We start from the raw sequence: 15,304 nt of genomic DNA, 5'->3' as shown, positions 1-15,304 counted from the left end.
TAACCTCCAGTGAAAGTTCATTTCAAATTATGATATTGTTTTGCTATTAACTTAGGGGTGAATTTAGAACTAACTTTCAAGGTGTATTTTGATGGTGTTATTAGCATGTCATCAATTTTTTGTGATATTAATGGTATATTATCCATCGGAATTAAACACGTGCTCTTTTCACCTAAAAGCTCTCTTATTCCAGCGCTACAATCGGTTGATAATACGGGGACGTTTAATGCCATAGCTTCTAATATGACCATAGGTAAGCCTTCTGAATCTGATGAGATGATCAGGCCCTTTGAATTTTTTAAGTATGGATAAGGATTTTCTTTAAAACCTAATAATATGACCTTATCTTTAATATTCAATTCATTAATTTTTTTTATTATTTTATCTTTTAGGCTTCCGGAACCAGCGAGCACAAGTTTACAATTAGTATTTACTTTCGCAAACTCTTCCAATAAACGATCATGTCTTTTTACACGGTTAAAGCGTCCTATGTGTATTATATAGTTATCTTCGATCTTTTTAATGTTATCATTTGCTAATGATATTACATTGTCTATATCAATAGGGTTATATATAACGATATGTTCATTTAACTGTTTGAATATTTGTTCAAAACTATCTTTGACACCGTTTGATATAAATATTAGTGGGTGGTATTTGTATATTCTTTGAATGTTTATTTTTGTTTTTATTTTTTTAAATAATGAACTTTTAAAGAATAATGTTTTATGATATTCACTGTGGATAATATGATAAACATTTAAATTACTTTTTGACATCACTTTATCAGACGAAATCATGTTAGATAAAACTAATGAGTCACATCCAAAATTGTTAATAATAAATTCATCTATCTTATTTGCCATTTTAGATTTATATAATAATCTTTTAATAAATCCATTTTTATTTATAGAGGATAATGCATCGATAAAATGAACATCAAAATTAGCGATGTTATACTCAGTTTCATTACTTAATGATATAATGTGGCAGGTACAGTTCTCGAATTCTTCCATCGCTTTGTATAGATTTAAAACAACTTTTTCAGCCCCACCACCATTAATAGCTGGAAGAATGAAAACGACATGTCTTTTTTTATTCATAAGGAGCCTAATTTTTCTGTTATTCTATCATCAATCATATCAATAGATTTAGTCCAGGATTTGATAGTATCATTCATATTATTAACTTCATTATCATTGATCAATGTTATTCTTTCACAATATTTTTCAAATCCCATACCAGCACTTGAATATACCGATATTATTTTTATTTTTTGAGGGGATTTTAAAATTATTAATTCGAGCGGAATCTTACTCTCTATAAAATCAGCATTTTCTATTATATTTGCATATTTTTCTGTTTTTTCTCTAGGATGTATTTTAAATGAAAATGAAATGCTTTTACTAGTAAGGTAATTAGCTATTTTTTTATACACAAGAAGGTCAGTACCGGAATTTAAGTATTCAGGAGATGATATAGGTTGTGTAGCAATAATGTATTGAACTGTTGTGTTGTCGCTTCGTACATTAAAAAATGGAAAACAATATTTAGTTATAAGATTATGATCTATAAACTGTATAACTTTTGTCTTTGGTCGTATGTATTCAGGGGCATTCTCTGGATTCAATAAAAAAATATTCGAGCATTTAGAATTATCACCTACATATCGCATTTTCTGTTTTGGTGAGGTTATCTTTTTCAAACATTTCTCTACGAATTTTAATTTCATCCCTCTGTAGTTAGATAGACCGTCTTCTATCACTATATAGTCTTTAAAGCATAGGATGAAAATACGAGCCAATCTATTTCTATCATTGAATACAATTAACTGAGTATTGTTAAAATTGATATTTTCAGTAATCTTTCGTGTAAGTAAAATGTTGCAAATATTGTTTTTAATGTACTTGTTTATGGTTGAATTTGTGTAGGTCAATAATGGTATAAACGGCCCTAAAATACTTTTTTTCACTGTAGATATTACATCTTGTCTTTGAATGAAAATTATTTCTATCTTTGAAGGAAGCACGCTCGTATCATAATTATTCTTATTTATGTTTTGTTGGTCCGTTATCATAAAAATGTAACTTTTTTTATGCGTTGACAAGCCTCTTAAAATCGAAAAAAGTAAATTTCTAATCGTGGAGCAAACGTATATATCCATTAAAGTCTCATTATGTTTGGAACTGGAAGCTAGACTGCAATTAAATACATTTTCTATCATATCCCAAAGTATTTTAGTTATTGTGGTGATTTTAGTGATTTTAGTCAATTAGGATTGGATGTATAATAGACAATTTCTAAAATAGAATTTTATGTAAAATCGGCCTCGAAAATGAGGTTGTGCTTTTATGATAATTACCTTTAGTAAAAATTTGGTTATGAGTCTGCGTATTGTACGATTCTAAAAGATATCAACTTGAAACATAACTTATTGGATTTTTAATTTTGGTGCTAATGTACAAGTATACATTAGTTCCCTCGATAAAATTTAATAATCAGGCTGAATTTTATTATTATTTTTGTATTTTTAGATGGTAAAATGGGTAATACCTAAGTGTATATTGATTTAGTGTAGATATAAGTTTAATCAACATGCACCTTTAAAGTTTGAAACGCTATCGGTCAAATGTTTAAGTGGCTGATTTTTAATTATAAATTGTGGGTTTACAATGAGAATATTAGCATTTCCCGGTTGTGCCAATGCATACAATAGCGTGCGTCCTGAAGTTGAAACATTTATTGGCCTGGCTAACAAAGGCCATGACGTAACCGTGATGATACCTGAAGATTCAAATGCTCTGAGTTATTATCAAGAGGCTGGTATCAAAGTGATATTCGGTTATCCGAAGCGCAAAATATGTTTAGAGACAATAAAAGCTTTACGTAGTGAATTAAAAACACATAATTATGATGTTGTTTATGCGACCAATTCTAAAACCATCCCTAATGCTGCCTTTGCCTGTATCGGTTTACCCGTTAAGTTAGTTGCTTACCGCGGTACTACGGGCGGGTTGTATCGTCATGATCCAAGCGCTTACCTTACTATCTTACACCCGCGTGTTGATGGCGTTATTTGTGTATCGGAAGCGGTAAGACAAGATATTCTCCAGCAAGCCTGGAAAGGTAAAGAGCAGGTCGTGACAATTCATAAAGGACATAACCTAGCTTGGTATGGGCATAAAGCAGCTGATTTATCTGAATTTGGTATTAAGGAAACTGATTTTACTGTGGTGTGTGCGTGTAATGTACGCCCGAGTAAGGGCATTGAGGTTATGTTAGATGCAGCGAGTAAACTTACTGATTTAGATAACTTTCATTTAGTATTAGTGGGTAAGGGGCTCGATCAAGAACCTTACAATAGTCTTATCGCTAAACATCCGATGAAAGATCGTATTCATGTAACCGGTTATCGTAAAGACGCGCCTGAAATTATTACCGCTTGTGACGTATTAGTACAACCGTCGATCAGTGGTGAAGGTTTACCTCGCACCGTAATGGAAGCTATGTCATGTGGAACACCGACAATCGTGACTACTACGGGGGGTGGTAAAGAAGTGGTGCTTGATGGTATTAGTGGATTTGTTGTGCCAGTAAAAGATGCTAATGCAATTGCTGACAAAGTACGCTTCTTCCATAGTAATCCACAAGCTATTATTGAGTTTGGCGTAGCGGGTAAAACAAGATTAGTTAACGAGTTTTCGACTCAGAATACTGTTGATAAATTTGAACAATATTTTCAACAGCTGTAATATTTTTGCCCTATTTCATAAAATCCCCTTTCTATTACCTCTGATCTTTATATAAGAATGACAGTAATAGAAGGGGGATTTTAGTATCTGTCTAAAAGCGGTATAATTATTGTATATCTAAATGACACGCTGATTATTGACACTCGAGGCTGATAGCTGAACACTGGTTTAGTTTTTCTCGTGTTCAAACAAGGATACATATGTTCAATAACAAATCCATTCTCATCACAGGTGGCACCGGCTCTTTTGGTAAGAAATATACCAAAACAATTCTTGCCAATTACAAGCCAAAACGCTTAATCATTTTATCACGAGATGAACTCAAGCAGTTTGAAATGCAGCAAGAGTTTAATGATCCCTGTATGCGGTATTTTATAGGTGATGTACGTGATGGTGAACGTATGATGCAAGCGATGCAAGATGTCGATTTTGTAATCCATGCTGCAGCGTTAAAGCAGGTTCCTGCGGCCGAATATAATCCGATGGAATGTATTAAAACCAATATCCATGGCGCTGAAAATGTAATTAAAGCGGCGATTGCTAATAAAGTCGAAAAGGTGATTGCCCTATCGACAGATAAAGCAGCGAATCCGATTAACCTGTACGGTGCAACCAAGTTAGCGTCGGATAAATTGTTTGTTGCGGCTAATAATATGGTCGGCACTGGCCCCACGCGTTTTGCTTGTGTGCGCTATGGTAATGTTGTTGGTTCGCGCGGCTCTGTGGTACCATTTTTTAAAGGCCTCATTGCCAAAGGTGCGGACTCATTACCCGTTACGCATGCCGAAATGACACGTTTTTGGATCACCTTGCAAGATGGGGTTGATTTTGTACTGACTAACTTTAAGCGTATGCAGGGGGGGGAAATATTTATTCCCAAGATCCCTTCTGTGCATATTATGGATTTAGTCGAAGCGTATGCGCCCGGTATTAAAACTGACATTATTGGTATCCGCCCAGGGGAAAAATTGCATGAAATCATGTGCCCTAAAGATGATTCACATCTAACCTTAGAATTTCATGACCACTATGTCATCTGTCCGACAATTACTTTTTTCGGCCAAGATATCGATTACACCAATAATGGCTTAGATGAGGCCGGTCAATCAGTGCAGCAAGGTTATGAGTATCATTCGGGTAATAACCCCGATTTCTTAGATATTCAACAGATCCGTGATTTTGATAAATTGGCAGAGCTATAACAAGTGATAATACGTGATGAAGGAATGATGCTGTTATGATCCCTTATGGAAAACAGGATATTAACCAGCAAGATATTGATGCTGTTATCAAGGTGCTACAATCAGATTATCTTACTCAAGGTCCGCAAGTGCCTTTGTTTGAACAGACCTTGATAGATCACTCTGGTGCGGAATATGCCGTTGCTTGTAATAGTGCTACATCGGCATTACATCTGGCTTGTTTAGTGTTAGAACTCGGTGTTGGTGATTGGTTATGGACCACGCCCATTACCTTTGTGGCATCAGCTAATTGTGGCTTATATTGCGGCGCACAAGTTGACTTTGTTGATATAGACCCCATTACTTATAACCTTTGTCCAAAAGCGCTTAAACGAAAATTGATTATTGCCAAAGCGCAAAATAAATTACCGAAAGTGGTCGTTCCCGTACACTTGTGCGGACAGCCTTGTGATATGCCTGCTATCCATGCCTTATCGCTAGAATACGATTTTAAAATAATCGAAGATGCGGCGCACGCCATTGGTGGGGAGTATCAAGGTAAGCCAATAGGTTGTGGTGACTACAGTGATATAACAGTATTTAGTTTCCATCCAGTGAAAATTGTCACGACAGCGGAAGGCGGCGCGGCGTTAACCAATCAGCAGGCGCTAGCCGATAAAATGACGCTGTTACGTAGTCATGGTATTACCCGAGATAAAGCATTGATGAGGCCTGTAACTGGCTTAGATATAGAAGAGCAGGGCGATTGGTATTATCAGCAAGTAGAGCTTGGTTTTAATTATCGCATGACGGAGTTACAAGCGGCATTAGGTGTGAGCCAAATGCAGCGTCTAAGGCAGTTTGTCAGTGAACGGCAGCGTTTGGCATCACGTTATAATCAGTTATTAGCCGATCTACCGCTAACTTTACCTAAGCAGTTAGAAACCACTAATTCGGCTTGGCATTTGTATGTGATCGGTTTGCAGTTGGATGATAGTGCTTTTTCTCAGAATCGATTGTCTCAGAATAAAGTTTTTCGGCAGTTACGTGAACTGGGAATTGGCGTTAACTTACATTATATTCCTGTGCATACCCAGCCTTATTATCAGGCTATGGGATTTGCTGTTGGTGACTATCCTGCAGCGGAACATTATTATCAGCATGCGATCTCATTACCGTTATTCCACGGCATGACTGAGGCGCAGCAAGATGAAGTCGTCACGGCACTACGCCTTGTATTAATAAAGGTGTATTAATAAAGGTGTATTCGTTAATCGTGAGTTACTTACCGATGGTTAAACAATTAATATGAAAATAGCAGTTATTCCAGCGCGCGGTGGCAGTAAACGTATTCCGGGTAAGAACATCAAATTGTTTCATGGCAAGCCTATTATTGCTTATTCAATTGAAGCCGCGCTAGCATCGGCTTGTTTTGATAAAGTGATCGTATCAACTGACGATGCAGATATAGCCAAGGTTGCGTTAGCTTATGGCGCAGAAGTGCCTTTTGTACGTCCTACTGATATTGCTGATGATCACGCTACAACGATGGACGTTATCCAACATGCCATAGAGTGGTGTCAGTCACAGGGTATGTCTGTTGATTTACTTTGCTGTATTTATGCGACCGCACCTTTCATATCAGCGGATGATTTGATTAAAGGATTAACACTTGTCTCTGCAGGTGATATTGATTACGCCTTTAGCGCAACGTCTTTTGCTTTTCCTATTCAGCGTGCTATTTCACTAAATGACAATGGCAGTGTACAAATGTTACAGCCTGAACATGTAAATGCCCGTTCACAAGACTTACAAGAAGCATTTCACGATGCAGGGCAATTCTATTGGGGTAAGGTCTCTGCATTTGAAGCAGGAAGACCATTTTTTTCACTCTCTTCAAAAGCCATCTTGATACCTCGAAAGCGAGTTCAAGATGTTGATACGTTCGAAGATTGGGAATTTGCTGAAGCCTTATATGCAGTCATGCAGGTTTAATGTGAATATTATCATTCGTACAGATGCATCGGTGCATATCGGCAGTGGCCATGTGATGCGTTGCTTGGTATTAGCACAAGGATTAACACAACTGGGTCATCTGGTGCGTTTTGTTTGCCGTCCACAAGCGGGTGATTTAATTACTTTCATTGAAAGCAAAGGTTTCTGCGTGTCTACATTAGCGCCACCAAGCATTGAATTGATACCGACTACTAGCGCTGATTATGCGGCTTGGTTACAAGTACCTTGGCAGCAAGATGCGCAAGATTTATTAGCGGAGGTGGCCGCCTCCGAGCTTATTATCGTTGACCATTATGCGTTGAATGCAGACTGGCAATTGTGTATACAGCAAGCATTACACTGTAAGATCATGGTGATTGATGATTTAGCGCGAGAGCACCATGCAGATTTAATTTTAGATCAAACGCTATTACGCCGAGCCGATGAATATCAATCTCAATCTAAACCTGAATTTCAATCTCAATTACAGGCTCAGGAAAATCATGATGAAAGTACGATCTTAACCGGTTGTAAATTCGCCTTGTTAAATCCACAGTTTAGTTATTATCGTGCAGATGCTTTAGCAAATGATGTGCTTTCTTCGCGACCTAAGCTGTTACTATCGATGGGCGGCATTGACCAGCCTAATGCTACCTTATTAGTGTTAAAGGCACTTGCTGAGCTACCTAAATTATCACGACCGTTGGTTACGGTATTATTAGGGCTGCGGGCACCACATTATCTGGAAGTCAAAGCCTTCTGTTTACAGCATAGTGACTGGATTAAGCATATAGACTTTGTCGATAATATGGCGGCATTAATGTTGCAACATCAAGTTGCTATTGGTGCACCAGGCACAACGTCTTGGGAGCGCGCCTGTTTGGGATTACCGAGTATTATCATTCCATTGGCAGAAAACCAGCAAACCATCAGTCGTAATCTCGTGGCTGTTGACGCTGCCTATAAGATTGAGCGTGATGATATTACAGATCATCTATTAAGCTGCTATCAAAAGCTGCTAAAAAACTGGCCTCAGTTAAGAGCGAATAACCTAAAGTTGTGTGATGGTTTAGGTTTAAAACGGGTGTTAACTGCTATTGGCCACTTAACTGGTGGATCTCATTTGCACTTACACTCTGCAACAGAGGGTGATATCAAACTGGTATTTGATTGGCAATGTCAGCCGTCCACACGAAAATATGCACTAAATCAACAAGTCCCGACTTGGGCCGAGCATGACAAGTGGATGAGGTGTAAACTTCTGCAGCAGCAAGATTATTTTTATATGATTACAATTGCAGATAATACTTGTGCTGATGCTAGTACTGATGTCGGTGTTGTACGTCTTGATAAAATAGCCGCAGCTGAATATTTACTGTCTATTTTTATTGCCCCTGATTATTATAATCAAGGTATTGCCAAACGAGCACTTGCTTCTCTAGATAAATTATACCCGAGTATTACGATTCGAGCTCAGGTATTAACGGCTAATTTAGCGTCACAGAGATTGTTCACTCAGGCTGGTTATCAACGGATAACGGCGGAAACCTTTATTCGCTATCCACAGGATTAGCTGCTTATTTATCCTTTATCAAAGAGTATTCATTAATATTATGACCGAGCAATATATAACTATCGATGGCCGTAAAATTGGCCCGAATTATCCGCCTTATATCATTGCGGAACTATCGGCGAATCATAATGGTGATATCAATCGTGCTTTTGCTATCATGGAAGCGGCTGAAGCGGCAGGTGCTGATGCGATAAAGTTACAAACTTATACTCAAGATACCATTACCATGGATTGTGGCAGTGATGAATTTCAGATAAAAGGTGGTCTGTGGGATGGACAAAGTTTATATCAGTTGTACAAAGCTGCGCATATGCCGTGGGAATGGCATAAACCATTATTTGCCAAAGCGAAAGAGTTAGGCATTACTATTTTTAGTTCGCCGTTTGATTTTACCGCAGTGGATTTATTAGAGCAGCTGGATGCTCCCGCATACAAAATTGCCTCATTCGAAGTCATTGACTTACCATTAATTAAACGGGTTGCACAAACCGGTAAACCGATGATCATTTCAACCGGCATGGCAAACCAACAAGAGATTGAGTTAGCAATACAAACGGCTAAAGATAATGGCTGTCATGAGCTGGTGGTTTTACATTGTGTCAGTGGTTATCCAGCGCCAGCAGGACAATATAATTTGCGTACGATTGCTGATATTAGTCAACGCTTTAATGTGTTGTCAGGTTTGTCCGATCATACTATTGATAATGCGACAGCTGTGGTGTCGGTGGCATTTGGTGCCTGTGTGATTGAAAAACACGTTACTTTAGATCGCAATGGCGGCGGCGCAGATGACAGTTTTTCGCTTGAGCCGACGGAGTTGACTCAGCTTTGCGCTGATACACATACCGCATGGCAAGCATTGGGTAAGGTGAATTATGAACGCACACTAGCAGAGCAAGGTAATGTTCAATTCCGTCGTTCTTTATATGTGGTTAAAGATATTGCTGCTGGAGAAGTGCTTACAGCAGAAAGTGTTCGCAGTATTCGCCCTGGTTTTGGCTTAGCACCAAAACATTATGACGTTGTTTTAGGTAAAGTAGCTAAGCAGCCGATTACTCGTGGTACAGCCCTAAACTTTGATCTTATTGAATAAATTCAAATGATTTTAAATAGATTTAATACTCTTAATGCCATTAATCTAACTTTCAGTTCTCATAGGGACGATTAAAATGCTAGCATTAACTTGTAGCATTAACTTGTGATTATAGTTTAATGCTAGAATACCTCTCAAATTACATCCACTCATAATCAGGTTAATACCATGAACATTACCATTGCTGGTACAGGTTACGTTGGTTTATCAAATGCGGTGTTGTTAGCGCAACACAATAGCGTGATCGCGTTAGATATTATCGCCGAAAAAGTAAAGCTTATTAATGATAAAAAATCACCTATTTCAGATAATGAAATTGAAGATTTTCTTGCCAACAAAGAACTTAATCTTATCGCGACAACTGACAAGCAACTTGCTTATGGTAATGCTGACTATGTGATCATCGCCACTCCGACTGATTATGATGTGGTGAATAACTACTTTAATACCAAGTCAGTTGAAGCTGTAATTAAAGATGTGATGGGGATTAATCCAAACGCAGTGATGGTAATTAAGTCAACTGTTCCCGTCGGTTATACCAAAGAAGTTAAACAGCGTCTTGGCTGCGATAATATCTTATTCTCACCTGAATTTTTACGTGAGGGTAGTGCGTTATACGATAACTTACATCCATCACGTATCATTGTCGGTGAACAGTCTGAGCGTGCTGAAGTGTTCGCTAGCCTGCTAGTACAAGGTGCGATTAAAACTGATATCGATGTCTTGTTTACCGATTCAACGGAAGCTGAGGCGGTTAAGCTTTTTTCTAATACCTACCTTGCGATGCGTGTTGCTTACTTCAATGAGCTGGATAGTTATGCTGAAACGCATGGTTTAGATACTGCTCAGATTATTAAAGGGGTGGGATTAGATCCGCGTATTGGTAACCACTATAATAATCCGTCGTTTGGTTATGGTGGTTATTGTTTGCCGAAAGACACCAAGCAATTACGTGCGAACTATGAAAATGTCCCGAACAGTCTAATCAGTGCCATTGTTGATGCAAACTCGACGCGTAAAGATCATATTGCTGATGCTATTATTGCTAGAAAGCCGCATGTTGTTGGTGTTTATCGTTTGATCATGAAGTCTGGCTCGGATAATTTTCGCGCCTCATCGATTCAAGGCATCATGAAACGTATTAAAGCTAAAGGCATTAAAGTCGTCGTTTATGAACCAGTACTGACCGAAAGTGAATTTTTTAAATCTCAGGTGCTGACAGATCTCAGTGAATTTAAAGCCCTGTCTGATGTCATAGTATCAAACCGTTTGTCTGATGAACTACTTGATGTTGCGGATAAAATTTATACTCGAGACCTGTTTGGTAATGATTAGTTTGGTCACGATTAAATTAAGCTTGATTAAAAACAATGCAATGACGTAATAATAAAAGTGAAATAAAAATGAAATATTTAATTACCGGCGCTGCTGGGTTTATTGGCTCGCGCTGTGCGGAGCTATTATGTCAACAAGGCCATCAAGTGATAGGTGTTGACAACTTAAATGATTATTACGATGTGAATCTAAAGTTTGCTCGTTTAGCTAATGCTAAAAAATCCGAATTGTTTAGCTTTATTGAATTAGATCTCGCCGATCGTGAAGGTGTTGCCGCATTATTTTTAGCGCATCAATTTGATCGCGTTATTCACCTTGCAGCACAAGCGGGTGTGCGTTATTCGATTGATAACCCAATGGCGTATGCAGATAGCAATTTAACAGGTTTCTTAACGGTTTTAGAGGGCTGTCGTAACACCAAAGTGAAGCATTTAGTTTATGCATCATCTAGCTCGGTTTATGGCCTTAATAATAAAACCCCATTTAGTACCAGTGATAGTGTTGATCACCCTATTTCATTATATGCCGCATCGAAGAAATCAAATGAATTGATGGCGCATACCTATTCACATTTATATGGTGTACCGACAACAGGACTACGTTTCTTCACTGTGTATGGCCCTTGGGGCCGTCCGGATATGGCATTATTTAAGTTTACTAAAGCCATTATTGCCGGTGAAGAAATTGACGTATACAACAATGGTGACATGTTACGAGACTTTACTTATATCGATGATATCGTCGCGGGTGTTTTACAGATCCAAGATGTAATACCAACGCCAGATAGCGAATGGAAAGTCGAAACCGGTAGTCCAGCTACCAGTAGTGCGCCTTATCGTGTTTACAATATTGGTCACGGTAGTCCGGTTAAGTTAATGGATTACATTGAAGCGCTAGAAGACTCGTTAGGTATTAAAGCCAAGAAAAACTTTATGCCGATGCAGCCTGGTGATGTTTACGCTACCTATGCTGATACCCAAGATTTATTTGACGCCACAGGTTATACTTCTAAAGTGAAAGTGAAAGAAGGCGTGAAAGCCTTTGTTGATTGGTATCGTGATTTTTATAACGTATAAAATCACATGCATGCACTCAAAAGTATAAAAGTATAAAAGTATAAAAGTATAAAAGGATAAAACTTTGAAGCAAACTAAGATCACTAAAGCGGTTATTCCGGTAGCAGGTTTAGGCACTCGTATGTTGCCTGCAACCAAAGCTATTCCAAAAGAAATGCTGCCAGTTGCCGATAAACCACTGATTCAATATATCGTTAATGAATGTGCAGCGGCGGGTATTACCGAGATCGTATTAGTTACTCATGCATCAAAAAATGCTATCGAGAACCATTTTGATACATCGTTTGAATTAGAGTCAACGTTAGAGCACCGTGTTAAGCGTCAGTTATTAGCGGAAGTACAAGCTATTGCACCAAAAGGTGTGACGATCATGCATATCCGTCAAGGTGTAGCGAAAGGTTTAGGCCACGCGGTCTTGTGCGCGAAACCGATTATTGGTGATGAACCATTTGCTGTGGTATTGCCTGATGTATTAATGGATGAAGTGAGTGCAGATCTAAAAACCGAAAACTTAGCTAGCATGATGCGCCGCTTTAATGAAACAGGCTTTAGCCAGATAATGGTTGAGCCTGTGCCAATGAATCTAGTGTCTGGTTACGGTGTTGCTGATTGTGCTGGTGTTGAACTTAATGCTGGTGAATCAACGCCGATGACGGCAGTAATAGAAAAACCTGCTCAAGATAAAGCGCCATCAAATCTTGCTGTTGCCGGACGTTATGTTTTACCTGCGGCAATCTGGGATTTATTAGCAAAAACGGCACCTGGTGCGGGTGATGAGATCCAATTAACTGATGCTATTGATGATCTAATGAAATTAGAAACCGTTGAAGCTTTCCATATTAGCGGTAAGTTACATGACTGTGGTTCTAAACTTGGTTACATGAAGGCATTTATTGAGTATGGTTTACGTCACCCTGAAGTAGGCGTAGATTTACAAGAATTTATTAGTGGTTTGAAGTAAGACTTGAGTTTGAAATCATAATATTATGAAACAAAGGGCAGCCACTGCCCTTTGTTGTATCTAAATAGAAATTAATCTAATTCAGTTTCTAACCAATCTGAATCTAGCTGCGCGAATGCTAATAACAATTCTACTACCGCAGCATAAAAGCCAAATTTATCACAGCCTTTCACTTTCATTTCAAAATCACCTAGCCAGTTAAGTAAGTGCGTTTGTAAAAAATCGTGCTGCATAGCGAAGTTAGCACGGATCTGCTCTTCCGATTCAGAATCCAATGTTTTTAAGATCAAGTTACCCATGAAATCTAACTGGATCGCAATGTGATCAGCTGGCTCGCTGTATTTGTCACTGATATTGATGTTGTGCTCTTCTAACAGGGCCGTCATCTGCTGATACGCTTCTTGCATCAAATGACCTTCTTCACTGGTGAATACAGACTCATAGGGTGGCGCAGATGATTTACTGTTGCCTAAAAATACTTGGGCATAGTCTGCACATAACTCTAAACGCGCATCGTTACGTAGGTTTGCAGCGGCTAATGCACTAATTAACTTTTCAACAGATGCTGTTAACGCTGGTGTTGCCGCTAGGCCTTGTAAGAAACCTTGGATCTCAGCAGACTGGTACTGGCCCAATTGTTCATCGCTTAATTCTGCTGCTAGTGTTGTTGAAAGCCACCAGTAGATCTCTGAGCGGGTCTGGCATAGTTGAGTTAATTCATCCATTGTTTTCTCCAAATAGGGTTGAGTACTGTTTATTGGGCTGCATTATAGCGGAATTAATTTAACCGGGGAGTCAGTTTTGATCAAAGTTAATTTAAAATGCAGTGTTTTCACGCAAAATTGAAATTTTCTCAAGGCATTCTAGTAGGAAGTCGGCAACATTCACGTTACAATGTGCTCCAGTTTGGCTTTGCTAGCTAAATTTTAGCTTTGCTAGTAAAATGTTAAGACTACTAATTATATGTTAAGTTTACTAGCCGGATGTTGTATTTAATGGCGAGTGTAAAGTTAACTGACCAACTTGTATGATCTCAATCAGGAGAAAACGGATGTTTACACGTGATATGAATATAGCTGACTATGATGCAGAATTATGGGCAGCAATGACACAAGAAGTAACTCGTCAGGAAGACCATATCGAGCTTATTGCTTCAGAGAACTATACAAGCCCACGCGTAATGGAAGCTCAAGGCTCTCAGCTTACTAATAAGTATGCAGAAGGTTACCCAGGCAAACGCTACTATGGCGGTTGTGAGTATGTTGATATTGCTGAGTCTTTAGCAATCGAACGTGCTAAGCAGTTGTTTGGTGCTGATTACGCGAATGTACAACCACACTCTGGTTCACAAGCAAATGCTGCTGTTTACATGGCATTAGTTAAACCAGGTGATACTGTACTAGGCATGAGTCTTGCTCATGGTGGTCACTTAACACACGGTGCAAGCGTAAGCTTCTCGGGTAAAATCTATAACGCAGTTCAGTACGGTATCAACCCTGAAACTGGCGAACTAGATTATGCTGAAGTTGAAGCGTTAGCGATTGAACATCAACCAAAAATGATTGTTGCAGGTTTTTCTGCATACTCTGGTGTGGTTGATTGGGCTAAATTCCGTGAAATCGCAGACAAAGTAGGTGCTTTCCTATTCGTTGATATGGCACACGTAGCAGGTTTAGTTGCTGCAGGTCTATATCCAAACCCAATGAAGCACGCGCATGTTGTAACGACTACTACGCATAAAACATTAGGCGGTCCACGTGGCGGTCTTATCCTTGCACAAGCAGATGAAGCGATTGAGAAAAAATTAAACTCAGCAATCTTCCCTGGTGGTCAAGGTGGTCCTTTAATGCACGTTATCGCTGCTAAAGCGGTTGCATTTAAAGAAGCGATGGAACCAGCATTCGCTGTATACCAACAGAATGTACTTGATTGTGCGAAAAGCATGGTTGAAGTATTACAAGAACGTGGTTTCAAAATCGTTTCTAACGGTACTGAAAATCACCTATTCTTAGTTGACTTGATTGGCAAAGAATACTCAGGTAAAGAAGCTGATGCGGCGCTGGGTAATGCACATATCACAGTAAACAAAAACTCGGTGCCTAACGATCCACGTTCACCATTTGTTACATCTGGTCTGCGTATCGGTACTCCAGCACTTGCTCGCCGTGGTATCCCAGCTGATAAAGCCGGTGAACTTGCTGGTTGGATGTGTGACGTATTAGATAACATCGGTAATGAAGATGTAGCTGCGACAGTACGTGCGAACGTACAAGCGCTATGTGCAGACTATCCTGTATATAAATAGGCCTGTTTATAAATAAGCTTATATACAAAAATT

Annotated in this window: 13 protein-coding genes; 10 read left to right on the top strand and 3 right to left on the bottom strand. The window is 38.8% G+C overall.

From position 1 onward, the window contains the following. Positions 1–17: 17 nt before the first annotated feature. On the bottom strand, positions 18–1,103 hold the full coding sequence (locus tag JFU56_RS17315; RefSeq protein WP_198438521.1) for a glycosyltransferase: 1,086 nt from the start codon (positions 1,101–1,103) through the stop codon (positions 18–20). After that, positions 1,100–2,164, bottom strand: a complete 1,065-nt coding sequence (locus JFU56_RS17310; protein WP_198438520.1) for a glycosyltransferase family 52 — start codon at positions 2,162–2,164, stop codon at positions 1,100–1,102. The genes JFU56_RS17315 and JFU56_RS17310 overlap by 4 nt, the downstream gene beginning before the upstream one ends. Before the next feature lie 508 nt (positions 2,165–2,672). On the opposite strand from JFU56_RS17310, the gene JFU56_RS17305 reads away from it, so the two are divergent. The 9 genes from JFU56_RS17305 (at position 2,673) to galU (ending at position 12,966) form a co-directional block, all read left to right on the top strand. Beyond that, on the top strand, positions 2,673–3,752 hold the full coding sequence (locus tag JFU56_RS17305; protein WP_198438519.1) for a glycosyltransferase family 4 protein: 1,080 nt from the start codon (positions 2,673–2,675) through the stop codon (positions 3,750–3,752). A 200-nt stretch (positions 3,753–3,952) separates the two neighbouring features. Beyond that, on the top strand, positions 3,953–4,954 hold the full coding sequence (gene pseB / locus JFU56_RS17300) for a UDP-N-acetylglucosamine 4,6-dehydratase (inverting) (RefSeq protein ID WP_198438518.1): 1,002 nt from the start codon (positions 3,953–3,955) through the stop codon (positions 4,952–4,954). 35 nt (positions 4,955–4,989) lie between these two features. After that, positions 4,990–6,189: a UDP-4-amino-4,6-dideoxy-N-acetyl-beta-L-altrosamine transaminase gene (pseC, locus tag JFU56_RS17295; protein WP_198438517.1), complete on the top strand. Its 1,200-nt coding sequence runs from the start codon at positions 4,990–4,992 to the stop codon at positions 6,187–6,189. Between the two features lie 52 nt (positions 6,190–6,241). Then, entirely contained in the window at positions 6,242–6,928 is a 687-nt protein-coding gene (pseF, locus tag JFU56_RS17290; protein ID WP_198438516.1) for a pseudaminic acid cytidylyltransferase, read from the top strand. Position 6,929: 1 nt separating this feature from the next. Then, positions 6,930–8,501, top strand: a complete 1,572-nt coding sequence (gene pseG, locus JFU56_RS17285) for a UDP-2,4-diacetamido-2,4,6-trideoxy-beta-L-altropyranose hydrolase (protein WP_198438515.1) — start codon at positions 6,930–6,932, stop codon at positions 8,499–8,501. 40 nt (positions 8,502–8,541) lie between these two features. Continuing rightward, complete coding sequence (pseI, locus tag JFU56_RS17280) at positions 8,542–9,594, top strand: pseudaminic acid synthase (RefSeq protein ID WP_198438514.1); 1,053 nt, start codon at positions 8,542–8,544, stop codon at positions 9,592–9,594. Between the two features lie 168 nt (positions 9,595–9,762). Next, positions 9,763–10,929, top strand: a complete 1,167-nt coding sequence (locus JFU56_RS17275) for a nucleotide sugar dehydrogenase (protein WP_198438513.1) — start codon at positions 9,763–9,765, stop codon at positions 10,927–10,929. Positions 10,930–10,997: 68 nt separating this feature from the next. Continuing rightward, entirely contained in the window at positions 10,998–12,005 is a 1,008-nt protein-coding gene (locus JFU56_RS17270) for an NAD-dependent epimerase (protein ID WP_198438512.1), read from the top strand. A 64-nt stretch (positions 12,006–12,069) separates the two neighbouring features. Next, entirely contained in the window at positions 12,070–12,966 is an 897-nt protein-coding gene (gene galU, locus JFU56_RS17265) for a UTP--glucose-1-phosphate uridylyltransferase GalU (protein ID WP_198438511.1), read from the top strand. A 71-nt stretch (positions 12,967–13,037) separates the two neighbouring features. On the opposite strand, the gene torD is transcribed toward galU, so the two are convergent. Beyond that, positions 13,038–13,691 (bottom strand): molecular chaperone TorD, encoded by a 654-nt coding sequence (gene torD / locus JFU56_RS17260; RefSeq protein WP_198438510.1) that lies wholly within the window; start codon positions 13,689–13,691, stop codon positions 13,038–13,040. Positions 13,692–14,017: 326 nt separating this feature from the next. On the opposite strand from torD, the gene glyA reads away from it, so the two are divergent. Further along, a complete protein-coding gene (gene glyA, locus JFU56_RS17255; RefSeq protein WP_198438509.1) occupies positions 14,018–15,271 on the top strand; it encodes a serine hydroxymethyltransferase in 1,254 nt (417 codons plus the stop codon). Positions 15,272–15,304 lie beyond the last annotated feature (33 nt).

It is taken from the genome of Moritella sp. F3 (genome assembly GCF_015082335.1).
Classification (GTDB): Bacteria; Pseudomonadota; Gammaproteobacteria; order Enterobacterales; family Moritellaceae; genus Moritella.
Note: the sequence above shows the minus strand (reverse complement) of the source record. Positions and strands in the feature narration are given on the sequence as shown.